At 48.4% G+C, this 22,213-nt stretch carries 24 protein-coding genes, 1 tRNA gene and 2 pseudogenes; 22 read left to right on the top strand and 5 right to left on the bottom strand.

What is annotated here, in order from left to right; all coding sequences use genetic code 11:
- Positions 1-14 precede the first annotated feature (14 nt).
- From sctN to UC15_RS03480, 18 genes are all read left to right on the top strand, one after another.
- The gene (gene sctN / locus UC15_RS03560; protein WP_112287161.1) at positions 15-1,310 is read left to right on the top strand and encodes a type III secretion system ATPase SctN; all 1,296 of its coding nucleotides are present in this window, start codon (positions 15-17) and stop codon (positions 1,308-1,310) included.
- Complete coding sequence (locus UC15_RS03555) at positions 1,294-1,755, top strand: type III secretion system protein (protein ID WP_112287160.1); 462 nt, start codon at positions 1,294-1,296, stop codon at positions 1,753-1,755. The genes sctN and UC15_RS03555 overlap by 17 nt, the downstream gene beginning before the upstream one ends.
- The gene (locus tag UC15_RS03550; RefSeq protein ID WP_157960958.1) at positions 1,736-2,770 is read left to right on the top strand and encodes a type III secretion system needle length determinant, SpaN/EivJ family; all 1,035 of its coding nucleotides are present in this window, start codon (positions 1,736-1,738) and stop codon (positions 2,768-2,770) included. The genes UC15_RS03555 and UC15_RS03550 overlap by 20 nt, the downstream gene beginning before the upstream one ends.
- Positions 2,767-3,690 carry a FliM/FliN family flagellar motor switch protein gene (locus UC15_RS03545; RefSeq protein WP_112287158.1) on the top strand — a complete coding sequence of 308 codons (924 nt, stop codon included), beginning with the start codon at positions 2,767-2,769 and terminating at the stop codon, positions 3,688-3,690. The genes UC15_RS03550 and UC15_RS03545 overlap by 4 nt, the downstream gene beginning before the upstream one ends.
- Complete coding sequence (locus tag UC15_RS03540; protein ID WP_112287157.1) at positions 3,680-4,351, top strand: EscR/YscR/HrcR family type III secretion system export apparatus protein; 672 nt, start codon at positions 3,680-3,682, stop codon at positions 4,349-4,351. Before UC15_RS03545 ends, UC15_RS03540 begins: the two co-directional genes overlap by 11 nt.
- Positions 4,348-4,602 (top strand): type III secretion system export apparatus subunit SctS, encoded by a 255-nt coding sequence (gene sctS / locus UC15_RS03535; RefSeq protein ID WP_112287156.1) that lies wholly within the window; start codon positions 4,348-4,350, stop codon positions 4,600-4,602. The genes UC15_RS03540 and sctS overlap by 4 nt, the downstream gene beginning before the upstream one ends.
- A 12-nt stretch (positions 4,603-4,614) precedes the next feature.
- Complete coding sequence (gene sctT / locus UC15_RS03530) at positions 4,615-5,379, top strand: type III secretion system export apparatus subunit SctT (protein ID WP_112287155.1); 765 nt, start codon at positions 4,615-4,617, stop codon at positions 5,377-5,379.
- A gap of 12 nt (positions 5,380-5,391) precedes the next feature.
- Positions 5,392-6,504 (top strand): EscU/YscU/HrcU family type III secretion system export apparatus switch protein, encoded by a 1,113-nt coding sequence (locus tag UC15_RS03525; RefSeq protein ID WP_112287154.1) that lies wholly within the window; start codon positions 5,392-5,394, stop codon positions 6,502-6,504.
- 132 nt (positions 6,505-6,636) lie between these two features.
- Entirely contained in the window at positions 6,637-7,188 is a 552-nt protein-coding gene (sicA, locus tag UC15_RS03520; protein ID WP_112287153.1) for a type III secretion system translocator chaperone SicA, read from the top strand.
- 2 nt (positions 7,189-7,190) lie between these two features.
- Entirely contained in the window at positions 7,191-9,242 is a 2,052-nt protein-coding gene (gene sctE, locus UC15_RS03515) for a type III secretion system translocon subunit SctE (protein ID WP_112287152.1), read from the top strand.
- 50 nt (positions 9,243-9,292) lie between these two features.
- Positions 9,293-10,537: a type III secretion system protein gene (locus tag UC15_RS03510; protein ID WP_112287151.1), complete on the top strand. Its 1,245-nt coding sequence runs from the start codon at positions 9,293-9,295 to the stop codon at positions 10,535-10,537.
- Positions 10,538-10,600: 63 nt separating this feature from the next.
- Positions 10,601-11,707 carry an IpaD/SipD/SspD family type III secretion system needle tip protein gene (locus UC15_RS03505; RefSeq protein WP_112287150.1) on the top strand — a complete coding sequence of 369 codons (1,107 nt, stop codon included), beginning with the start codon at positions 10,601-10,603 and terminating at the stop codon, positions 11,705-11,707.
- A 20-nt stretch (positions 11,708-11,727) separates the two neighbouring features.
- The gene (locus tag UC15_RS25615) at positions 11,728-12,195 is read left to right on the top strand and encodes a hypothetical protein (protein ID WP_157960957.1); all 468 of its coding nucleotides are present in this window, start codon (positions 11,728-11,730) and stop codon (positions 12,193-12,195) included.
- A 21-nt stretch (positions 12,196-12,216) separates the two neighbouring features.
- Positions 12,217-13,815, top strand: coding sequence for a hypothetical protein (locus UC15_RS03500; RefSeq protein ID WP_112287149.1), 1,599 nt, complete (start codon positions 12,217-12,219; stop codon positions 13,813-13,815).
- The gene (locus UC15_RS03495; RefSeq protein ID WP_112287148.1) at positions 13,788-14,297 is read left to right on the top strand and encodes a hypothetical protein; all 510 of its coding nucleotides are present in this window, start codon (positions 13,788-13,790) and stop codon (positions 14,295-14,297) included. The genes UC15_RS03500 and UC15_RS03495 overlap by 28 nt, the downstream gene beginning before the upstream one ends.
- A gap of 10 nt (positions 14,298-14,307) precedes the next feature.
- Positions 14,308-14,556, top strand: coding sequence for an acyl carrier protein (locus UC15_RS03490; protein WP_112287147.1), 249 nt, complete (start codon positions 14,308-14,310; stop codon positions 14,554-14,556).
- A 65-nt stretch (positions 14,557-14,621) separates the two neighbouring features.
- Positions 14,622-15,521 (top strand): hypothetical protein, encoded by a 900-nt coding sequence (locus UC15_RS03485; RefSeq protein ID WP_112287146.1) that lies wholly within the window; start codon positions 14,622-14,624, stop codon positions 15,519-15,521.
- 81 nt (positions 15,522-15,602) lie between these two features.
- A complete protein-coding gene (locus UC15_RS03480; RefSeq protein ID WP_112287145.1) occupies positions 15,603-16,097 on the top strand; it encodes a LuxR C-terminal-related transcriptional regulator in 495 nt (164 codons plus the stop codon).
- A 314-nt stretch (positions 16,098-16,411) separates the two neighbouring features.
- On the opposite strand, the pseudogene UC15_RS25865 reads toward UC15_RS03480, so the two are convergent.
- A pseudogene (locus tag UC15_RS25865) lies at positions 16,412-16,537 on the bottom strand (IS6 family transposase); the annotation flags it as partial.
- Between UC15_RS25865 and UC15_RS25860 the strand changes: the two are divergent.
- Both UC15_RS25860 and UC15_RS25855 read left to right on the top strand, forming a co-directional pair.
- Positions 16,522-16,722, top strand: coding sequence for a recombinase family protein (locus UC15_RS25860; protein ID WP_369964168.1), 201 nt, complete (start codon positions 16,522-16,524; stop codon positions 16,720-16,722). The pseudogene UC15_RS25865 and the gene UC15_RS25860 overlap by 16 nt on opposite strands.
- A gap of 6 nt (positions 16,723-16,728) precedes the next feature.
- Positions 16,729-16,848, top strand: a complete 120-nt coding sequence (locus UC15_RS25855; protein ID WP_305000159.1) for a helix-turn-helix domain-containing protein — start codon at positions 16,729-16,731, stop codon at positions 16,846-16,848.
- Between the two features lie 65 nt (positions 16,849-16,913).
- Here UC15_RS25855 and UC15_RS03465 read toward each other — a convergent pair whose 3' ends face one another.
- The 4 genes and pseudogenes from UC15_RS03465 to UC15_RS03445 all read right to left on the bottom strand — a co-directional run bounded on the left by UC15_RS03465 (position 16,914) and on the right by UC15_RS03445 (position 20,611).
- Positions 16,914-17,681, bottom strand: coding sequence for a hypothetical protein (locus tag UC15_RS03465; protein WP_112287144.1), 768 nt, complete (start codon positions 17,679-17,681; stop codon positions 16,914-16,916).
- A gap of 704 nt (positions 17,682-18,385) precedes the next feature.
- A pseudogene (locus UC15_RS03455) lies at positions 18,386-19,354 on the bottom strand (tyrosine-type recombinase/integrase).
- A 174-nt stretch (positions 19,355-19,528) separates the two neighbouring features.
- Positions 19,529-19,603 (bottom strand) — tRNA-Arg (locus UC15_RS03450).
- Between the two features lie 90 nt (positions 19,604-19,693).
- Positions 19,694-20,611, bottom strand: a complete 918-nt coding sequence (locus UC15_RS03445; protein ID WP_112287142.1) for a formate/nitrite transporter family protein — start codon at positions 20,609-20,611, stop codon at positions 19,694-19,696.
- 248 nt (positions 20,612-20,859) lie between these two features.
- On the opposite strand from UC15_RS03445, the gene ccmA reads away from it, so the two are divergent.
- Together ccmA and ccmB are read left to right on the top strand one after the other, a co-directional pair.
- Positions 20,860-21,486: a cytochrome c biogenesis heme-transporting ATPase CcmA gene (gene ccmA / locus UC15_RS03440; RefSeq protein WP_112287141.1), complete on the top strand. Its 627-nt coding sequence runs from the start codon at positions 20,860-20,862 to the stop codon at positions 21,484-21,486.
- Positions 21,487-21,507: 21 nt separating this feature from the next.
- Positions 21,508-22,167: a heme exporter protein CcmB gene (ccmB, locus tag UC15_RS03435; RefSeq protein ID WP_112287140.1), complete on the top strand. Its 660-nt coding sequence runs from the start codon at positions 21,508-21,510 to the stop codon at positions 22,165-22,167.
- The last annotated feature ends 46 nt before the right edge of the window (positions 22,168-22,213 follow it).

Here is a 22,213-nt window from a genome sequence, read left to right as displayed (position 1 = left end):
CTGAGGTTCACACAATGGTAGCCAAATGCCTGGTTCATCTAGCACACCCGTTACGTATTCAGGGAAATGTGATTGAAGCGCATTTGCCGGGGACGCGCATCGGTGAGATATGCGAGATTCAGAAATCATTACTTGAACCCGAAGTGCTGGGGACGGCCCAGGTGATTGGATTCAATAAGGAGCATACGTTACTGAGCTTGCTTAACGATAATCAGGGCTTTTCACGCAGCAATGTCCTGCTGCCGACCGGCAAGCCTTTTCGTATCGATGTTCATAAAAATATCGCCGGGGCAATCATTGACGCAACCGGTACTGTTCGCGGGCGCCTGGACAACGCCGTGCAGCAGAGTTTGACCGGTGCGCATAGCCTGGAGGCCTGCGGGGCGCCTAAAGATTTTACCCAGCGTAAGCCTATCGCTGAATCTCTGGCGACCGGTGTCAGGGCAATTGATGGCCTGCTGACCTGTGGCCAGGGGCAGCGTATGGGGATTTTTGCGGCGGCGGGTTGCGGCAAAACCTCTTTGATGAGCATGATCGTTGAGCATTCCGAAGCGGATATCTACGTCATCGGGCTTATTGGCGAGCGTGGACGTGAAGTCACCGAGTTTGTTGAAGAGCTAAAGCGTTCGTCGCGCTGTTCACAGATCGTGCTGGTTTACGCAACGTCAGACCGTTCCTGTGTTGAGCGCTGCAACGCGGCGCAGATTGCCACGACGATAGCCGAGTTCTTTAGCGAGCAGGGTAAAAACGTACTTCTGTTTATAGACTCAATAACCCGCTATGCGCGAGCGCTGCGTGATGTGGCGCTAAGTATGGGAGAGTTGCCCGCCCGAAGAGGCTACCCGGCATCCGTATTTGAGGCCTTGCCGAAATTACTGGAGCGGCCAGGACGGTTTTTAACCGGTTCCATCACCGCCTTTTATACGGTGCTGATTGAAAATGAGGAAGAGTCGGATGTCATTGGCGATGAAGTCCGCTCGATTCTTGACGGGCATATTTATCTCAGCAAAAAGCTGGCCGCGAAAGGACACTATCCGGCGATTGATATTATGCAGAGCATTAGCCGCGTATTTTTACAGGTAACAGACCCGGAACACCGTCAGTTAGCAAAACGCTTTCGTGAATATCTGGTACGTCAAAAAGAGATGCAGCTCTATCTGGATCTCGGCGAATATCGACGCGGCGAGAATCCGGAAAACGATGCCGCTTTTGATCACAAAAACCAGATGGAAGCTTTTCTCCAACAAAGCATGGACGAAAAAACCGACATGCAGGCCTGTCTGGAAAGTTTATATGGAAGCGTGGCGTAAAGGGCGCGAGTTTGTCTCCCTGCTGGAGCGCAAACAACAGATTCTGCAGGGCGATATCGTAAAAACGGAAAACCGATTAGCAAAAATAAGGCAGACAATTGCTGAGCATCAGCAGGAGTGCGCGGATATCAACCAGCAGATAAAAATGTTAACCCCTTCCGGCTTACACAGCCGTGCGGATATTTATAAGGGAATAAGGAAGCAGGGGGCTTTATTAACTCACCAGCAGTTGGTTCTTCATAAAATAAATCAGCTGGAAAATGAAAAATATAATCTGGAGCACAATCTTGAGCAGCATCGCGCCGCAATGAGCCTGCTGGATAAAAAGCACTACAAACTTTCTTATTATTTGCAGCCGCTGCGCCGCGATTATATACGCCGCTGCGACAATGATGCAGAAAACGAAATTCAGGAGATTGCGGGTTATGGTAGAAAAAGTTTCTGAAGTCAGTATGAGCGTTACGATGAAGGGCGATTCAACGCCGGATGACAACGCGCTGCTAAAACATATTGCGAAAAAGAAAAAGCAGGATGAGGGCGGCGAGAATATTTCGCTGGCCGCCATGCTACCGCCGGGGGCGCTGGTTAGATTAACGACCTCCTTAGCGAAGGGGGGAGGCCTGCAGAAAACCGAAAAGCAGGCTGCAAAAGAAGTCGCTGCCGCCTCTTTGGGCCTTGCCGCCGAAGCACGCCAGACGAAGAAGGGCGATGGCCTGCGTCGGCAGGTGGCGTTGGTCGTTGCTGGCCAGATGGCTACGCAGAACGCAGGCAAAAACTCCGTCGTCGTCCAAAAAGGCGAGGTCACCAGCCCGTTAAGCACCAGGGCTGTGGCGAGCGCATCCAGAACCGAGGGGCAATCCACCACGTCTGTCGCCATAAACGTTGCAACAAATACGCTCGTAGACGCGGCTACAAAACTTCATCAATCCACCACGGCTCAGCACCCTCAGGCTGCCGCCGTAGTAAACCCTGGCATCGTCACTACATCGGCCCCGGAGGCTGAGGCGGGCCGCCAGGAAAAGCCGTTTCGAATAAAGGAAGATTCTGGCGAAGCAAGACCGCTTTGGCAGGGGGCGAAGCAGCCGGAGAACGTGGTGCCAAAGCAGGGCGAAACAGCGGCACAAAGCAGAAATAGCCCCGCAACGCTCCAGCAGCTGAAGACTCAGGCCGGTTTGGAAAGCGGGGTGAAAGGCGAAAACAAAGGCCAGACGCTCGAAGTGAACTATCAGTTTCAACGCTGGTCCGGCGACCATTCGGTCAGAATTTCGGTGCCAACCGAAGCACGCCGGGAAGGGAATGTCACTTTGCTTCCTTCCGATGCTCGTGCAGCGGATGTGCTGCTTCGCAATATGGGCCATTTGACAGGTCTCAGCCCCGATCTTCTGCGCCCACAGCAGGAGCGAGATGAACAGCAACAGCAGCGGCGGCAGCAGCAACAGCAGGATGAGGATCAGGAATGAGTTTGAGAGATCATTTACGCAAGCTTGACGGCCGCCAACTGACGCTTGAGCTGCTGCGTAACCATCACCCTGGTAGTGAGATCGCTGAGTTTAGCGGGCAGGAGCGCTATTTGCAGGTGCAGCTTGAGGATAAGCAGGGTAGCCGGTCGCAGGCCTGGCTTAGCGTTGACGCCTGGCTCGGATACATGGATGTCCACCTGCCCGATATCCCCTGGTTGGAGGTTCCCCTCAACTATCTGGCGCGCTGGTTAAACCATCTCGAACTGAGCTTTTTGGTCGAGGAGCAGGTGTGGGATGCGGTACAGATTGTGCTACCCGCAGGCGCCCTGCCGGAAAAGGCGCTTGCGATCCCCGCAGAGCCTTGCCAGCTGCTGTGCCTTGACTGGCCACAGAGCGGGGAGCGCGCATTGCATGTACCGGCCATCTCCGCCAATCAGGTGCCTTTCCAGCTGAACTACGTGCTGGGATACAGCCAGCTCTCCCTTGCCCAGTTAGCAGACGTGGCTGCCGGGGATTTGCTGCTGATAAAACAGAACTTGCCCCATCTGACGGTAGGCGATCGCCGACTTTTTAAACTGAGTTATTACCCTAATCAGGAGGTTATTGTGGAAGAGCAGTTAGAAGAGCATTACCAGGAATACTATGAAGATGAGGTTTTGCACGACTGGACCAGTCTGCCCGTCAATATTAAATTTGTGCTGGATGGCCGGACGGTGACACTGGCGGAATTAGATGCAATAACGCCGGGCACGTCATTGGCGCTGACCCCAGAAGCAGAACAAAATATTAAAATCTACCTCAACAAAAAACTATTTGCCCGCGGTGAGTTGGTGGCTCTGGAGAACGGATCTCTGGCGGTTGAGGTTAATCACGTGAACCCCACCCTGCCAGGTAACATGGTACAGCCTGATGTTGAGTAATGATATTTCTTTAATTGCGATATTGTCGTTTTTCACCTTATTGCCTTTTATTATTGCCGGGGGAACCTGCTTTATTAAGTTCTCCATTGTGCTGGTGATGGTGCGCAATGCCCTCGGGATCCAACAGGTACCTTCGACCTTAACCTTAAATGGCGTAGCGCTTATTTTAAGCGCTTTTGTCATGATGCCCGTGTGTCAGAAAATTTCCGGCTATATTGAAGAAAACCATATCGACTTCAATGACAGCAGCTCCGTAACTCAACTTATGGATCAGGGGTTGGGAAGTTACCGGGCTTATCTGGTGAATTATTCCGATCATGACTTAATCCGCTTTTTTAATAAAGTACAGCAGCAAAGAACCGGTGAGCCGGAGCCTGAGGTGGAAGACCATGAATTAACGGGCCTGCCGCTCATGACCCTGATGCCAGCCTATGCGCTAAGCGAAATACAGAGCGCATTTAAAATTGCGTTTTATCTTTACGTCCCGTTTGTAGTCATCGATATGGTGGTTTCAAGTATCCTACTGGCGTTGGGGATGATGATGATGAGCCCGGTGACCATTTCGATTCCTATTAAGCTCATTCTGTTCGTGTCAATGAACGGTTGGAGTTTGTTAACCAAAGGACTGATCGCCCAGTACGCCGATCTGATGACATCATGAGTAATGTATTATTTATTGGTAACTCCGCGCTGCTCGTTGTGCTGAAGCTAACGGCGGTACCTATCGCCTTTGCTACCATCGTTGGCATTATCGTTGGCCTGTTTCAGACCATCATGCAAATTCAGGAACAAACGCTGCCTTTTGGGCTGAAAATGCTGGCGGTATTTGCCAGCATTTTTATGCTGATGGAGTGGTTTTCAGCCGAAATGACGAATTTCGCCACTCAGGCTTTTTATATGGCTTTTCGTTAAAACGGAAAATATATGCTGTTTGTGGCGTTCTATCTTAATTTTCAGCACAGCGTGCTGACTTTTGTCATCGTTTACGCGCGGCTGGCTATCGTCTTTTATATGCTGCCGGTACTGGGCGAACGGGTTCTATCAAATCTGATTATTAAAAACACGATTATCTCGCTGACGATCATCGGTCTTTGGCCCTGCTTTGAAACGGTATTAAGTCCAGAGCAGGGGTGGCTTATTATTATAATTAAAGAATGTATTATCGGGTTAATTTTAGCGTTTACGCTGTGTATGCCTTTCTGGGTAGTCATCGGCCTCGGTGAAATTCTTGATAACCAACGCGGCGCGACAATCAGTGACAGTATCGACCCGGTTAACGGGGTGCAAAGCTCGATATTATCGGGTTTTTTAAACTTTGCCTTCGGTGCTATTTTTTTTGCCAGCGGAGGCATGCGGCTACTTATGGAAGTGATGGTGCAAAGCTATCAAATGTTTCCACGAGGGAGTTCCTTAGAAGGTGTTCACTGGGAACAGGCCGGACATCTGCTGGTGGTATTAGTGCAAAACAGCATTCTCCTTGCTGCGCCGGTGATGTTAGTGATGATGATCGCCGAAATGTTGCTCGGCGTGTTCGCACGTTATTGCCCGCAGCTCAACCCTTTTTCACTGTCTCTAACCATCAAGAGCTTTATCGCCTTCGCAGTTTTCCTTTTCTACGGCTTTCATTCGCTATCTGAGAAACCGCTACACATGTTCTCGCTTTCAGGTTTTCAGCAATTTCTTACCTGAGGAAATATTTCTATGGCAGAAAAAACAGAACAGCCTACCAGTAAAAAGCGCAAGGACTCGTCTAAAAAGGGCCAGACGTTTAAAAGTAAGGATCTTATTACCACGGTGATACTGCTAACCGGGATCTTTTACCTGGCCTATGGCATGAGTTTCAGTGACTTCACCCATTTTTACTCCATGACCCTGCTGTACAGCACCCAGATTGGGATAAATGATTTCCTCATGGGCTTAATGCGTATTTTCTTTCTGCTTAGCCTGCCATTTATTGCGCTTTGTGCGCTGGTGGGTATGGCCGCAACCTTGCTGCAGACTGGGTTTTCTATTGCAACCGAAGCCATCAAGCTAAATTTCAAAGCGCTAAACCCGGTGGAAGGGGTAAAAAAGATCTTCAGCATGCGCACGGTAAAAGAGCTGGTGAAATCAGTTTGCTATCTCATTGTATTTGCGGCGACCTGCTACTGCCTGATTCACAACGACCTTCGCCAGGTATTAACGCTTTATCGGACCGATATAGCCGGGCTTATTGCTTGTTGGGTTTCGCTGACGCTGAATGCCGTGCTGGTGTTTATTGGCTGGTCGGTTTTTGTGCTGATTGCAGATTTTATCGTTGAATATTTTCTCCATTTCAAAGATCTCAAAATGGATAAACATGAGGTCAAACAGGAGCGTAAAGAGAGCGACGGCAATCCACAGATTAAAAGTGCCAGACGGCGAGCGCACCAGGAGATACTTTCCGGGGAGGAAATGGCGGCGGTCAGAAATTCTGAGGTGGTGATGGCGAACCCAACGCATATCGCGATGGCGATCTATTTTAACCCGGAAGTGGCATCGCTGCCCTTTATTGCTCTGCGTTGCACCAACATGAAAGCCAAAGCGGCGATTGCCTATGCGGAAAAAATCGGCGTGCCGGTAGTACGCAATATTCCGCTTACCCGCAGGCTTTATCGCACCTATAGCCAGTACAGCTTCATTTCGCTAAATGATGATGTGCTGATTGACGTTATGGACATTCTTATCTGGCTGCGTCAGGTCGAAGCCGCGGGCATGACCCAAATGGCGGTGGCCGACGAGGAGGCCGAATCTACATTGCCGGAAAGTCAGCAACCGCCAACGGGCCATTCGTAGCGGACACCTGTGCGGTTTTTTTGTATTAACTACCGGGGCGCAACAGTATGATGATTATATCTTCTTCACTGTTCGCCTTTGGGTTAATTGGCTGTTTTTAGATGTTAACAACTAATAAGGAAAGAGGCTGCAATGGCTAATAAAAATATGTTGGAATTACTCAACGATGAAGAAGAATTTAAAAGTGATGAGCAACTCGATGCTTATGCTGAAAGCTTGCTGGATGCCATTCAAAACGGGGCGACGCTTAAGGATGTCTATGCCGTACCTAATGACACCATGCAGGACGTTTATAAGCTGGCGTACGATTTTTATCATCATGGAAAGTTGGACGATGCCGAGTCTCTGTTCCGTTTTCTGTGCATTTATGATTTCTATAACCCTGAATATGCAATGGGTCTTGCGGCGGTCTATCAGCTTAAAAAGAACTATGCCAAAGCTATCGAATTTTATGCACTTGCTTATTCCTTATCTAAAGATGACTTCAGGCCAATGTTTTATGCCGGTCAATGTAACCTGATGCTGCGACAGAGTGTGCAGGCTCGTAAATGCTTCGATATTGTTATTAGCAGGTGTAAAGACGCGTTATTAAGTGAAAAGGCGAAAGCCTATATTTCCGCGCTTAATAAAATAAATAATGACAAGACCGATACTCCTGAAGAGGAGAAACTTAATGAGGAATAATAATGGAGATAATCAGGCAGGTGGCGCGACCAGTCATTCTGGAGCAAGCGACCCAAGAGCCGGTAGACCAACATCAGGCGGGGATGGAAGCGGGCGATGTTGAGTTAAAAAAACAAACCGCACAGGCAAAACGCCTCGGCAATGCGGAGTTAAAAGATCATCCGCAGCTGAATTCTGTTAAGGGTGCGCTGCAAACCCTGCAGCCCGATCAGCTGCTCAAGCTGTTGAAATCGACTATCAATACCGTTAACGGGAATACCCCAAGGACGAACTTAGATAACCAGGACATTCCTCAGCTTAAGTCTCCGGCGAGCCGCGAGCCCGCCACGGCAAAAAGCGGCAGCGAAGCGAAGCTTTCTGCTTCGGCCTGGGCGACGGCATTGCTCGGGAAAGTCATGCAGCTCACGAATGAAACGTCGATGAGTAACCTGCTCGCCCAGCTGCAGGGCATCAACGCCATGATGGATGGCGCCGCGAATGCCTATTCCGAGATGGCAGCCCAGTTAGAGCTGCAGGGGACGCAATGGGCCAGCGATGCTGACGCGCTTAAAGCTGCGCAACAGCAGGCGGATGCGCTTTCACAGGATGTCGGAAAGGCCCAATCTGCGCTTGATGACGCGCAAAGAAAATTAGCGGCCCTTGAGGCCGAGGCCGCAAAACAAGACCCGGTTTCTGAAGAACTACAGGACAAGGTTGATGCTGCTAAAACGGCGGTGAACGCTGCGCAGGCTAACCTCACCCAGGCCACAACCGCCTATAACAACTTTGCTAATAAGACGTTGAATCCTGCAATAGCTGCGGAGAAAAGCTCCCGATCGGCACTAGATGCGACGCAGGCTAAGTCGCAGAGGATGGTTGAGTCGTTCAACCCGCAGCAGCAAAGCACCATTGAACAGCGGCGTAAGGAGGCTGACGCAGAGTCTAAAACCCTGACATTCCTCATGGCCCTGATGGCGCAGCTGATTAACAAAAGTTCCAGTGACGATCTTCAGGCGTCGGCGGAGCTGAAGCAGAAATTGGCGGAAGCAGCGGCCAAGGACGCGGAGAAAAAGGCCAAGGAATACGAAGAGGAAGTGCGTAAAGCTGAAGAAATGCAGAAGACGATGGGCTGCATTGGCAAGGTTTTGGGCTGGATTGTTACGGCCGTCAGCTTTGCCGCTGCGGCATTCACCGGTGGCGCTTCTTTGGCACTGGCGGCCGTTGGGCTAGCGCTGGCGATTGGTGACGAGATAAGCCAGGCCGTGACCGGCCGTTCGTTTATGGCCGACGCGATGCAGCCGCTGATGGATGCGATCGTGAAACCGCTGATGGAGATGATGGGCAAAATATTCTCAGCCATTCTTCAATCCTTCGGCGTCGATAAAGACACGGCAGATATGGTGGGACAAATCCTGGGCGCGATCGCGGCGGCGGCGGTACTTGTCGCCGGTGTAATGGTGGCGGGTAGCGTGATGAGCAAAGTTTTTGGCACGGTGATGAAAAAGATTGGTGTCGACGTGGCAGAAGAAGCCAGCAAGACCATGGCCAAAAATGTTGCTGTTGAAGTGGAAAAAGAGGTCGTTAAAGACGTCACCAAAAACGTGGTGCGCACCGCGGTGAAGGAAGTTGCGGAAGAGGTAGCGCAAGAAGTGGCTGAAAAAGCCACAAAATCTACCATGCAAAAATTGATGGACAGTGCCATCGGCCAGGTTATTAAGCGGCTAAGCAAAGGTTTTGGCCGTTCATTGGGTGCAGACGAGCTGCAAATGGCCAAGGTTTCTAATTACAGCCAGAAGGCTGTGGTGGGTCTGAGCGTGGTCAATACCTCAAGCCAGGCGGCTGTCGGGATTGTTGCGGCCAGTATGCTGCTGGAAGCGTCGAAGATCAGAGCTGAAATGATGAAGGACGCAGCGCTTCAGGATTTGCTTAACGAAATGATGAATCGCGCCATCGATAGCTTTACCCATCGAATGGAATCGGTCAGTGAGATTGTGCGCAATATCTCAACGGTTGCGGAAAACCAGGCGCAGGCCGGTAAATATATTACTAAACAGATGAGTGCAGTTGCCGGATAAACGGCGGGACTATTTTTTACCCGCAATAATATAAAGGAGTTTTATCAATTATGTCCGATCCAATTATTGGTGCTGGTGCGTCAGAACGTTATTTACGAGTGCAGGACGTTAAGACCGAAACAAAAAGTGTTGTTATTCAGGAAGAGAAAAGAAATGTCCAGGACATGTCCGATCTCGCAAAAAAAGAGGGCATGCTGTCGTTGATGATGGAAAAGCAGAGTCTGCGTACCGATATGACTCAGGCATCATCTGCGGCACAGAAACGCAAAGGGGGAGATATTGAAACTGATACCCCGGCTAAAACTGTGAAATTATCCGTCGCAGGGGAAGGGGATGCAAATAAAGCAGAGCGCCTGGCAGTCTCAGTGCCTGGCGTATTAACTTCACAGATCAATATTACGCAGCTAAATAATAAATCGGCAGATATCGGGAAAAGTGACAGTCAGTCATCCGTGAGCAACGCTTCGTCTTCCGCTGGTCAAGCTCGTTCGCAGCCCGCTGTTGAAGGCGGCACTGATATCACCGCCGCAGATGCCACGGGCCCACGGTTCATCAACGTTGTGGGTTCCATGAAGCAGCTCGAGGTGAGCAATACCATCACCACCGTAATGTTAAATGCTGAACGAGATGCAAACAAAGCGGCGGCGGCGGCAACAAACCGCAGCGTAGATGCGGCGGCTCGCGCAGGTAATAAAACCATTGAGGCTGCTCGACAGAATCTCAACGGGGCGATCACCTCCGGCGCGCTGGGTATTGCAGGACAGGGAGCAACGACCGCGACCCAGATGAAGGCGCTAAATAAAGAAGGCACTTCCATCACCAAGAATCTGAAACCGGCCCGCAACCTTGAGCTTGGCGTTCGCGAGCATCAGACCGCGATTAAGAGTGGCAAGGACACCATGGTTCATCAGAACAAAAAGCTGTCCGGCGATGTTGAGGCCACCATGACACATCCGCAGGCTGCTGATATGCACGCCAGCGCGCTTAAGCGCGATACCCACAATTCGGTACAGCTCGCGACGCAGAAGAGCCGTGTTACCGCCGAGTACGCCAACCAGGGTATTCGTTCCGGGCAGGGGGCTGTTGAAGGGGCATTTGGCGTATCAGCCGCTGAGAAGCAGAAAGAGGCAGAGCTGGCCCGCGCCGACCGCGATGTTAACAGCGAACTGGCCAATACCCAAAGTCAAACGGCCAAGAAGGCCGCTGAGACCAATGCGGCCATCAGAAGTATGACCGACACCATACTCAACGCTAATAACAGCGCAGTATCTTCCATCGCGGAACGTACACGCTAAATCTGAAGAATAAGCAACGTATGCAGGGATACCCGGCATACGTTGCTCAAAAGGAATATCGCCATGCTTAACGTAAATAATGCTGTACCCAACCCCGTTAGTTATTATTCCTCTGATACCAACGCTACCCAAGCTGCGCCGATGGCTGAAACCCACGCAGGTTCAACTTCGGAACTGACTACGAAACTAATAAAAGAGCTTATTGCTCATTTGGATACCCCTAATAAGGCGGATAAGTTTGATGAAATTAGGGCTCTACTTGGTCAATATGGTTTGGATACCAGCGGCGAAGATTTTAATAACAGCAAACTGCTTGCCGCATTAGAGTGTCTCAAAACGGCCAATGACGGCGCGCAACCGTCGGATGACGTTGCTGAGATGGTCGCCAATCAGGAACAGCGTGTAAAGAGTAGCGCTCAGGCGTTATCGGATATCCAACGCGAGATCGTAACAAATCGTACTAAGGCAAACTATTCGTTAAGCCAGTTTTCGGCTGAGAAACAAAGAGCGGCGCAGGAACCTGCACCGGAGCCAAAGAGCGGTGATGACGAAATTTCCACCCACACCAGCTATGCCGAGCTGTGGGCCAGAATGGCCCTCGCCATTAAAGAAATCAAAGGCGATTACGTAGATTTCTATGCCGATTTGATGCAGAAGTATACGGAAATGTACGAAGCTTATAATACGCACGTGCAGGGAGCGGCATCCAAAGCCGTTTCCACAGGTGATGACGGTAATAATGTTAAGTTCGATACATCCGTCATGAAAAAAGGGTATGACGACTTCAGGAATGAAGTTAACGATATCGACCTGGGCAGTGTAAAAAACTGGGATAAAATGACGCCGGAAGAGCGTAAAAGTATGGAAACCACGCTTGCGCCTGCCTTTAAAGTAAACGGTAGCGGTGAAATCGAATTCAACCTCGATCAGTACAGCGCTGCACCTAATTATCCATCAGGTATTAGCGGTGGCAAAGTTTCTACGGCCAGCTACCAGGCGTGGCTTGCCTCCTTTAATGCAGGCGGCAGCGCCCTGCAAAGTAATATGCAGGCTTTTGCCCAACGTTATAGCCAGGCAAACAGCACCTTCGATAATTTAAATAAAGTATTGAGTGGTGCGATCGCGTCCCTTGCGGAAAGTGCAAAAGACGTTCTTAAAGCCTTAGGTTAAAAATTTGCTGGGTGGGTTATATGAACAGCATCTACAGGTTCGCATCGCAAGAAAGTTTAAGACAAGATATTTATCTGACTCAGGGAGTAAATGAAACCTATGGTGCATTCGCCTGCCGCGTTTCGGGTTTGCAGGTGAAATTTGCGGAACCAGACACTTTTTTAAGACGTATGAACAGTGGGTCGTCTAACAGCTCGCAGGGGAGTTTTAAAGACCATTTTGGCTATGCTTCTGCATCAGAAGAGCATCATTCATTGCCAGGTGAAGGGGTTTGCGCCGCACAACGTTATTATTTTCATATGCGAGCAGATACTCTAAAACAAGCTACTTCGCACAATAATGACCGTGCCGATCAAGCTTTAATCGCGCAGCCTGAAATATCCAGTCGCTATCGAGAAACGAGTGATAAGCCAAAAAAAACGGTCTTTCAGCGGCTGTTAAATTTCCTAACCCGATGCTTTATGCCCTGCATCAAAGTCAAAACATAGGACAGTTGAGGAGTTATTATTATGCCTGGATCTATTAATGGTGCAGTCAGACAGGATATTCAATCTATCTATGCCAGAGGCATGGATAGCTCTGCATGCGCGACCGAGAGACCCGCTTTTATCAATCTGATTACAGAAGGTAGAAACGATCCGATAGCCCTATTTAGACAACAGCCGCATCAGACCGTTAATGCAAAACAGCTTGTTTGTCATGAGGCGCAAAAAAATCTCCCAGCCGATTTTCTTCAAAAAGAATTAAGCCCTGAAGGAAATAAGATCAGGACGCTTATCGGTGTTATCTATAAGGATGTGCAAGATAGCGGTAATCCAGAAGATCTAGCCAAGCTTGATAAAGTTTGTAAGAAACTTGCCGAAGCTAACGGCAATGAAAATAAAGAGCAGAAGGTAGCAAAAGAACTCTCAGGCCTGGTTTCAAAATACAGCGCGTGCGCTTTTGAGAAGGTGATCAACAAGTATATTGAACACTGTATGGAAGCCTGGGAAGATCATCACCAGGCGAAGTCAGTGGATACTCACGACAAGGCCATCTTCAAGCAATGTCTGGATGTTTGCAAATCTACCCTGAAGCACGACGTAGAAGGTCTGACACAGCCCAATCAGCCATGGGAAACGATGGCCCAGAAGCTGAACTTTTTCGTCAATGACTGTGCCGCTATTTCGAAAACGCTGACATTTTATGATGCGGAACCGGTGACCCCTGCACCACAAGGCCCGGAGATGCTGAATCCTAACCCCGACGGTGGTGCAGATAACCAAAGAGTATTTATTCCAACCGGGCCAGGGCAGGGCGGCATTACTCTGAATATCACCAGCCAAGGGGGGAGTGTTGGCGATATTACCCATTCAGTTGGTGCGGCGAATACCTCGCCTGCGGACTCTAACTCTACGATTGTTAAGCACATTCTGGATTCAGGGCTTACCAATATTGAAAAGGTGGGTCTCATCAAAGACCTGTTTAATGCTGGCATTGGAGGCGGTAGCAACTTCCTTGGAAATCTGGCTGGCGTAAAGGGCTACAAGCAAGAGCTGGCTGTCGACACTCCGCAGCAAAACGTTGCCAGGCGGGAAATTGAAACCCAGACAGCAAAGCCTGAATTAAAGAGCATCGCTACTCAAACTGAGGGGGCGACTGAAACGGAAACTGTTCACGATTCGAGCCTTGACCCTGAGCCCAAAGTTCAGCAACAGCCAACCATTGTGGTTGAACAAAACATGCTGAAGACGGCGTTCGATGGCGAGGCGTCCAAAACGCAGAATGCGCAAAATTTGGAAGCGGACAACGTCGATGGCGTCGTACTGCGCGAGAAAAAGGAACCGTCCGGCCGCACCTCTTTATCAAACGGTGATTTTATTTACACCACCTCGCGCAACATTGATCCTTTGAATCGCAGATCTTCAACGCCGACGCATTTTATCCCTCCTGGGCCAGAGACTAAACCTGAGCGGGCAAGCGGAAAAGTCGTGACGCTGGCAGATAAGTTTGAAGCTTTGAAGCAAAGGGCTCCTTCAGCCTTCGCTCACCTGGAAAAAAACGTGCCTTGGCTTCTGAAGGGGAAAAGGCAAAACCAACCGTGGAGCATAATGTTGAGAAGAACTTAACGGATAGCCTGATAAGGCCTGAACCTGAACCCCCACTAAATCCTCAGGTGCAGAGTGATGGTTCGGCAGCGAACAGGGCACCCGCAAATATCAAAACTGCCAATCCAGGCATGGATTCGACTGATGACGGAATGCTTCGCAAGGATGGTGAAGAGGTTAGCCGTAAATCTGCAGCTGATGGTTTCCAGCCAACGCGAATTAATGCTGCGGCCGTAAATATGCCCGGGAATAGGTCTGGCAACGACCAGGTTTACACAACGGTACGCACTGTGAATTCCTGGAACAGGGAGTCGAAGCCGGTGAGTTTCGTTCCTAAGGGTTCCCAATCTGACTCAGCTGAACTGGATGCGGTGCTGTCGAGGTTAAAGCCACGAGATCAATCTAAATTCGGGGCTCTGGAAAATAAGAGTGTTGAGCAGGACAAAGAAAAACTTCCTTTTCAGGAAAAGTTAGCTGAGTTCATACGCCGACGCGAGCAATAGGTTATTCGCTATGAATGAATCAGTGATTGATAAAACGGTAGCTTCGCTGGTGGCTAATCTCATTTATCAGGTAAACGGCGTTCTACCAAAAAATATCAACCTGAAGGACAGTTTAATTACTGACCTGGCAATGGACTCCGTTGAGCTTATAGACCTCCTTATGCGGCTCGAAGAAATAGGCGTAACGATACCAGAGTCCGATATCAGTAGCAGCCTGACCGTTGCGGATATTATCCAGCGCGTGCAGGAAAGTGCATAACGCAGTTCGTTCAATGTCGCCTGAACATAGGGAGGGCGACAGTAAATTAATAAGGAAACTATGTAATGATTACAATGCCGATTCCGCCTGCTGAACTGTACCAGGCGATGGCAAGCGCCAGCGCCAAAGCCGCCACGGCCGCAGGGAATGCCATGAATAGCGTCCAGCAGGGATTTCTTTCTTGCGTGACAAAAGTATACAACTCACTGGTAACGATGAAAGATGCGGTCGTTGCAGGTTTCCATCGCCTTAGTGAGAGGATGAGTCCCTCGACTGCTGAAGCTCCTGCGTCAACATCGCCTGTGTCAACGCCGCCTGTGACTACGCTTAATCCTATCTCGGGAGCCGACACGAGGATATTCTGTCAGGAGTTAATACGGAAAATGGAAGCTGACCCTAGCTCTATAAATGGTATGTTCCGACAGAGTCCAACGATCAAACTTAGCGAATTTAATCAACGCTTGACCGACCAGACTGCATTTCTGGATGCGATCAAAACTAATGAAATTAATAATGTTGAAGCAAGTTTTTTGATAAAAAAATGGATGGGGGAAACGCTGGCGGAAAATAAATTTTCCCCAGAAGAGCGCAGAGCGCTGGTGGCCAATAAAGACAATAAAGCAGAAGTAAATAAAATTTTTGAAAATAAATTCAATTCATCTGATGCTAACGCACGTGAGAATAAAGATAAATTTATTTCGCTACTTTCTGCCATGCGTTCATATAAAGAAATATCTCTAGCAAACATCAATATGGAGAGTCGTCAACACGACCCTAGCGTTGTTGGGATTATGGGTATCGCACAAACATTTGATTTGGATGTAAATCTAATGCTTGCCACAACCCCAGCAGAGATAGCGATGCGTAACAAAGAAAAAGATGAGGCATTGACAGCATTTACGGCCCTGTTGGACCATTGCCCTCCGGGCGTGCCGCCAAAACCGGTCTTTATGCGCTCCTGCTAACCTCCCCCGCTTTGTCAGCATACTCAAGGCCTGCTTATCAGGCCTTTAACTAAATATTTCAGCTAGAAATCGGATGGTGTTGTGCAGATTTATTCCTACGATAATTATTTTATTCTTGGCGTACGTTCATTAATCGAAAAGCTTAATATTAGTGATACATCCGGAATGATAGTTTTTGATGCGGGCAGCGAGTACGTCTATATTTTCCATGGTGATAAATTACGCCATGCAGATATCAATGATTCATTCAGCGCACTGGTATATTGCAGCCATGCCTTTTTAGGTAAAAATGCCACTCTCAAAGCATATGCTAGTCGCCTTCAAACGAGTCTTGAAAAGGACTTAGATGACGAGACAATGGCCATTTTGACCTGCAGAGAAGAGATGGTAATTAAGGAATTATACAAAGTCCCTAACCGTAAGCATCTTGCCCAGATGTTTAGCATCAGCGAAAAGACCGTTAGCTCGCATACGATAAGAGGGTTACATAAGCTAGGAGTGAAAAATACCAACACGCTACACTGTATTCTTCAAGCCTGGGAGACTGTATTACCGGCAATTCTTCCGGACACGTAATTGTAAAATCCGCCGCATTTATAAAAGAATCCACGCCGGTACGTGGATTCTTGCATGATGTTAAGGTTTAGTTTGACGTTTAACCGTGATTTGAGTTAACCATTCTTAATTTTATTTAATATATCATTTTGTGCTCATGGTTGTACTCATTACGAGTTGGCTTGTATTCTCAGAGGGAATTCATGGTGTAGCTGTCGGTGTATAATATATTTCTTAGCCTCCTCATTGTTACGGTAAGACATCAATAGCACAAAAAATAGTTTTCCTGGCTACTTAATCTGCCAGTGCTCAACATCCGGCGGACATTTTCCTTAGCGCTTAAGTTGAGCAAGCGGCCTCCCGTATGTTGGGGTCTTACCGGTATTAATCAGCCGAGGAATGTGCCAGTGCATCTTATTATTCAGAAGTTTTCCCATAAAGCGGTATGCGGCTTTACTGCTGTTTAAAAAGTCTTCAGGAATCCATCGACATCACTTCCAGTTCCGGCATGCAAATATTTCATATGTTTGGTGCACTGGCGGAATTTGAACGTAACTTGACGTCGGAAAGAACTCCCGCCGGGCTTCAGGCTGCCCGGGCAAGAGAGCGTAAAGGTTGGCGGCCAAAAGTGCTGAATAAGGATTAACAGGCGTTGGCCGTTCGGTTGTATGATGAAAAAAATACTGTCTCACAGATATGTGAAGTCATGGGGGGGGCAAAATCCACCCTCTATAAATATATTGACGCTGCAAGGAATAATTTTTTTTCATGATTATGCCATCATTTTATTTTGAAGGCGCTTATGGGTGAAAATATGAGGATTTTCTTGAGTATAATTTAAAGTCCTGCTTTTGATAGTATTTTAAGATTTATCTTTCTTGTGGGGCTATCTTTCCCAAGAATATCATCCAATTTTACAATGCATGAATGATATTCATTCTTAATTTCATTTGGAATGTATCTAAACCCACCTTTAAGATAGTCAGAGATTATGTTTTTTTTCACTTCATGATCAATAGATTCTAATGTATCATGCTTAAATACAAGTCCGAAATCTATGGGTTCCACGCTGCCTTCTGGAGTTTTCAAAAAGTTAGATGGTTTTGCATCACCCATAAAAAAACCATTTTTAAATAGGTCGTTAACTCCTATTAGTGTGTCTTTGAAATTTGGAGTCTTGCCGTTGATGAATGGCATTTTAATACATTTTTCTACTATAGTGGGTGGTTTTTTAAAACTCTGTATTTTTATATGATATTCATTGCACATATTTGCTTCATGCAAAATTTCATTTAGTGTTAAATTTTTCGTTTTCTTTAGAATAGATTCACCATCTTTATATACAGTTCCTCTTGATCCCTTACCCAATAATTGTTTCTCCTCATCAGGGTTGTAATTTGTTTTTAACAGTTTTTTAGCATTAACTTCCCACGAGTGAATTCGAGAGTTGATAAATGAATCATCTTTGAAGGATTTAATGGTTTTTATTTCTTTGATTAATTTTGAAACCTTTCCATAATTCACATTAGTACTACAAGGGGTGCCTCTGATTATAAATTCAGCCTCTCCATTTTTGAATTCATACTGAGTATTTGCTATGCTCACTAATTTTTCCAACGACTTACTAGATAGCGATGTATTATTTGTTTTTTTATTAATGGCGCTTTGTAAATTATCAGAGTGAATATTTATTTTTACTTTAAAAAACTAATCATATTAAAATTACCTCAATATAGGTTTAGTGAATGGGAAGAGTGTTAGCTTCCTTCTATGATAATGGTTTTTTCGTAGATTTCTTTCAAAAAAGAGGAATTTGAAGTGCGGGCACAGCTGTGATCCCAATCACTCCCAGTTGATACTGTAATTTTTGCAGTGACTGCGAAACCCGCTGTCGCGGACCAGCAAAAGGGTGCAAAGATTCGGCAAATATTTTGCGTGAACAGAATAGATTTCGGCAGTACCAGTGGTGAACTAAACCTCTGTAATTTAAGACCAGATAAGACCGGAAATCTTCCTCGCAGTGAAACAAATAAGCAGGGTGTTGACTGCAAAATTAATTTTTCCATTGTTACCCCAAACCTATCCAGCACCACAACCGAAGCCAGCTATTAGGTTGATTGCGGAATATTTCATCAGCAAGCTGTTCTTTGGTTTTTAAATCCATCGCTTGGACGGCGCTTACTGCTTTGGGAAGGATTCGACTGGATATTGGGCTCATTTGTTTGAGTCAGTCTATTTTTCAATTATTTTCGGCAGTTTGCAAAAATTAAGGGATGTGGCAAAGCTCAGCCCGTTATGGGCTGAGCTTTTTATGCTGTTGTAGTTACACTTTCCAGGTTTTCGATGTAGTCAGCGTACCACTGCATCATTTCCCGCCTCCCATTAATATATTGTGCATGGTTGTACGTTCCGCGAATTGAGTTCTTATCTACGTGAGCTAGTTGCATTTCGAACCACGCCGAGTTGAATCCCTGCTCATACAAAATAGTACTCATGGTGTGGCCCAGTCGCTCTCTTATCGTAGCCAACTCTCTTTAGAACCATATTAATGCTAGCTGCACTCATCGCTTTGTTAACATCGTTTCGTCCAGCAAAAATAAGCTGGTAGGTTCCAGTTAGTTCTTCCAATTGACGAAGGGCGCTCAAGGATTGAGTCGATAATGGGACAATGTGAGGACGTTTCATTTTCATTCTGGTTTTGGGAATTTCTCAGATACGATTATCGAAGTCTATTTCACTCCATTCAGCCAGACGTAATTCTACTGTTCTCAAACCTATCAGCATGAGCAACCGGGTTGCGAGAAGGGTGATAAGACTTCCAGATTAACTTGATAGCTTGTGCAAAAACTTAGGCAGCTCAGTGGCGGTAAGAAAGGGGTAGTGCTGTTTATCATAGCCTTGCAAAGCGCTACCAAGATCAGCTGCTGGGTTGTGTTCGGCACGACCTGTCACAATCTCGTATCGAAAAACCTCACTACAACGCTGGCGTACTTTGCTTGCGAGCTCAGGCGCTCCTCGCTTTTCCATTCGTTGCCGGGATCCTTATCATTCGCCAATACCTTTCTTGCCTCATCTCGTTTAGTGCGAGCTTCTGCAAGTGATATGTCGTGATAGATCCCAAATGACAACTTTTTCTCTTTTCCCGCGAATCGATATGTCATCCGCCAGTACTTTGAACCGTTAGGGTTGACCTGGAGATATAACCCACCGCCATCAGCGAGTTTAAAGACTTTTTCCCTGGGTTTGACTGTATCAACCTGACTTGCATTAAGGGGCATTGGGGGCCTCATTTTTCGTTGAACAGAATAAGCCCCCTATAAGGCCCCCATAGACGTATTGATTTACGTTGAAATGGGTAGATGCCAGTTGACATAGAATTGTCGACATTGGAGGTTTTGTGCTGATTACAAGGGGGTTTTATTGATTTCGATAGACTTCAGATGAGGTATGTATGGTGTCCCCTACAGGAATCGAACCTGTAACTAGCCCTTAGGAGGGGCTTGTTATATCCGTTTAACTAAGGAGACACGGGCGCCTGTGGAAAGCGCCCGCGTAGTATACTCGTTTTTCTCGCAATAATAAGGCGTCAGGGGTCTGTTTGGTCGTTTAGTCGCCAGTCAGGGTTTTGACGCTTCTTTCTTCGCCGCTTCCATTTCCTCTTTCTTCGCTTTGGCTTTCTTCTGATTACTCATGTCGTTACGGATTTGCGCGTGGCTGATCAGTGCGAAGATAAAGGTGCCGCCAAAGATGTTTCCGGCAAGCGTCGGCAGCGCGAATGGCCAGATAAATTCGTACCAGGGAATGGCGCCCGAAAACACCAGATACAGCACTTCTACCGATCCGACCACGATGTGCGTCAGGTCGCCAATCGCCACCATGTAGGTCATCAGCATAATCACCCACAATTTGGCAGTGCCTGCGGACGGGATCATCCAGACCATGGTGGCAATCAGCCAGCCGGACACCATGCCGCCGACGAACATGCCCTCGGGGTCTTTTTCCATAATCTCCAGACTGATGGTGCGAAAAGCCTCGTCCGTGGCGGAATCGAAGAACGGCACCAGATGAAACACCAGTGCGGCCAGTCCGCCGCCGATGACGTTACCGGCCAGCACGATGCCCCACAACCGCAACAGCAGCAGAATGTTTTTGCCCGTCGTTTTTTGCATGACGGGCAATACGGCGGTGACCGTGTTCTCGGTAAATAACTGCTGGCGCGCCATGATGACAATTATGAACCCGACGGTATAACCGATATTTTCGATAAAGAAACGTTCGGGGCTGTCGGGCAGGCGTGCGTGAAGAATGCCTTTAGCCATCAGCGAGGCGCTGATGGAAAGCCCGGCAGCAATCGCCGACCACAGCAATGCCTGTCCGTCGCGCTCAAGTTCTTTCTCACCCTCCATGCGGATGACTTCATGCACAGCAGCCGCCTTCGACGGTAAATTCTCTTCTCCGGTTTCGATCTCTTTGCCCTGAGAATGTTCGTCGCTGTCGACATCTTTGTGGTCAGGGTGTTGTTTCTCGGCGGTCATGGTAATTCCCCAAAAGTACGTCAAAGTGGTTTTCAATGTGTTCCGAGATAAGCATAGGCGAGGCTGCGAGATTATGAAGAGATATACAGAAAAGTTACAAACCATTAACCCATGAACCTTATGGGACATTTTGCGGATTGTTTGCTGGATTTCAGGGTTTTCAACCCTGTAAACTGTGGCCCCCTAAGCTGCGTCGCGCCTGACGCCTGTGATATGATGCGCGCTTGTGAAAAATAAGAGACATCACCATGTTTGAAGCCCTTAACCTGAGCTGTGTACGCGATGAGCGTACCTTGTTTAGCGGCTTAAGTTTCACGATCGAACCGGGTGAAATGGTGCAAATCGAAGGCCGCAACGGCGCCGGTAAAACCAGTTTACTGCGAATTCTTGCCGGATTGTCTTCTCCGGAGGCCGGTGAAGTCCGCTGGCAGGGCGTGAATACCCGCCGCCAGCGCGACGTTTTCCATCAGCAACTGTTGTATCTCGGTCATCAGCCTGGCGTTAAGTCAGTACTCACTGCGTATGAAAACCTTGCCTTCTATCAGTCCGTGAACGGAACTGCCAGTGCTGATGCTATTTATCAGGCGTTAGAAAATGTCGGCCTGCTGGGTTATGAAGATGTCACGGTGGCGCAGATGTCCGCCGGGCAGCAACGGCGTGTGGCGCTGGCGCGTTTGTGGCTGAGTGACGCACCGCTGTGGATCCTCGATGAACCGCTGACCGCCATTGATAAACAGGGCGTGTCCACGCTGATTGAACTGTTTGAACAACACGCGCAGCGGGGCGGAATGGTATTGCTGACCACGCATCAGGATTTACAGGGCGTTAACCGCGATGTGCGAAAAATTCGTCTGACCAGCGCTGAGCTGGCGTGACGCGAAAGGAAAATAAACAGAATGTTTACTAAGGTTCTGCGCCGCGAGCTGAAAATTGCCTTTCGCAAAAGTGCCGAAATCATTAACCCGCTGTGGTTCTTCCTGATTGTCATTACGCTGTTCCCGCTGGGGATTGGTCCTGAGCCGAAACTGCTGGCGCGGATTGCACCCGGTATCGTCTGGGTCGCGGCGCTGCTTTCTTCTTTGCTGGCGCTGGAAAGGTTGTTCCGTGATGACTATCTCGATGGCACGCTTGAGCAGCTGTTGTTATTGCCATCGCCGCTGGCGCTCACGGTTCTGGGGAAAGTATGTGCTCACTGGGTGGTAACCGGTTTGCCATTGCTGATCCTTTCCCCGCTGATTGCCTTGCTGCTTTCTCTGGATTTTGAAACCTGGAAAGCCGTCGCGCTGACGATTTTACTGGGGACGCCGACGCTGAGTTTTATCGGTGCGATTGGCGTGGCGCTGACCGTCGGACTGCGCAAGGGCGGCGTTCTGCTGAGTTTGCTGGTGCTGCCGTTGTATATTCCGGTGCTGATTTTTGCCACCGGCGCGATTGATGCGGCGTCGATGTCGATGCCCATCAGCGGTTATCTGGCGATCCTTGGCGCGATGCTGGCGGGCAGTGCCACTCTGACTCCTTTTGCCACAGCCGCCGCCTTGCGAGTCAGCGTTCACTAACCCGTCATACTTCGAGCCGCAGATGCGTTGGCTGCTCTTCGCCACC

The organism is Rahnella sp. AN3-3W3 (assembly GCF_003263545.1).
In the GTDB taxonomy this organism is placed as follows: Bacteria; Pseudomonadota; Gammaproteobacteria; order Enterobacterales; family Enterobacteriaceae; genus Rahnella; species Rahnella variigena.
Note: the sequence above shows the minus strand (reverse complement) of the source record. Positions and strands in the feature narration are given on the sequence as shown.

Bases quoted from the DNA above. Each gene is read 5' to 3' on its own strand.
- sctN (WP_112287161.1), top strand. From the start codon at position 15: ATGGTAGCCAAATGCCTGGTTCATCTAGCACACCCGTTACGTATTCAG.
- UC15_RS03555 (WP_112287160.1), top strand. From the start codon at position 1,294: ATGGAAGCGTGGCGTAAAGGGCGCGAGTTTGTCTCCCTGCTGGAGCGC.
- UC15_RS03550 (WP_157960958.1), top strand. From the start codon at position 1,736: ATGGTAGAAAAAGTTTCTGAAGTCAGTATGAGCGTTACGATGAAGGGC.
- UC15_RS03545 (WP_112287158.1), top strand. From the start codon at position 2,767: ATGAGTTTGAGAGATCATTTACGCAAGCTTGACGGCCGCCAACTGACG.
- UC15_RS03540 (WP_112287157.1), top strand. From the start codon at position 3,680: ATGTTGAGTAATGATATTTCTTTAATTGCGATATTGTCGTTTTTCACC.
- sctS (WP_112287156.1), top strand. From the start codon at position 4,348: ATGAGTAATGTATTATTTATTGGTAACTCCGCGCTGCTCGTTGTGCTG.
- sctT (WP_112287155.1), top strand. From the start codon at position 4,615: ATGCTGTTTGTGGCGTTCTATCTTAATTTTCAGCACAGCGTGCTGACT.
- UC15_RS03525 (WP_112287154.1), top strand. From the start codon at position 5,392: ATGGCAGAAAAAACAGAACAGCCTACCAGTAAAAAGCGCAAGGACTCG.
- sicA (WP_112287153.1), top strand. From the start codon at position 6,637: ATGGCTAATAAAAATATGTTGGAATTACTCAACGATGAAGAAGAATTT.
- sctE (WP_112287152.1), top strand. From the start codon at position 7,191: ATGGAGATAATCAGGCAGGTGGCGCGACCAGTCATTCTGGAGCAAGCG.
- UC15_RS03510 (WP_112287151.1), top strand. From the start codon at position 9,293: ATGTCCGATCCAATTATTGGTGCTGGTGCGTCAGAACGTTATTTACGA.
- UC15_RS03505 (WP_112287150.1), top strand. From the start codon at position 10,601: ATGCTTAACGTAAATAATGCTGTACCCAACCCCGTTAGTTATTATTCC.
- UC15_RS25615 (WP_157960957.1), top strand. From the start codon at position 11,728: ATGAACAGCATCTACAGGTTCGCATCGCAAGAAAGTTTAAGACAAGAT.
- UC15_RS03500 (WP_112287149.1), top strand. From the start codon at position 12,217: ATGCCTGGATCTATTAATGGTGCAGTCAGACAGGATATTCAATCTATC.
- UC15_RS03490 (WP_112287147.1), top strand. From the start codon at position 14,308: ATGAATGAATCAGTGATTGATAAAACGGTAGCTTCGCTGGTGGCTAAT.
- UC15_RS03485 (WP_112287146.1), top strand. From the start codon at position 14,622: ATGATTACAATGCCGATTCCGCCTGCTGAACTGTACCAGGCGATGGCA.
- UC15_RS25860 (WP_369964168.1), top strand. From the start codon at position 16,522: ATGCGGCTTTACTGCTGTTTAAAAAGTCTTCAGGAATCCATCGACATC.
- UC15_RS03445 (WP_112287142.1), bottom strand. From the start codon at position 20,611: ATGACCGCCGAGAAACAACACCCTGACCACAAAGATGTCGACAGCGAC.
- ccmA (WP_112287141.1), top strand. From the start codon at position 20,860: ATGTTTGAAGCCCTTAACCTGAGCTGTGTACGCGATGAGCGTACCTTG.
- ccmB (WP_112287140.1), top strand. From the start codon at position 21,508: ATGTTTACTAAGGTTCTGCGCCGCGAGCTGAAAATTGCCTTTCGCAAA.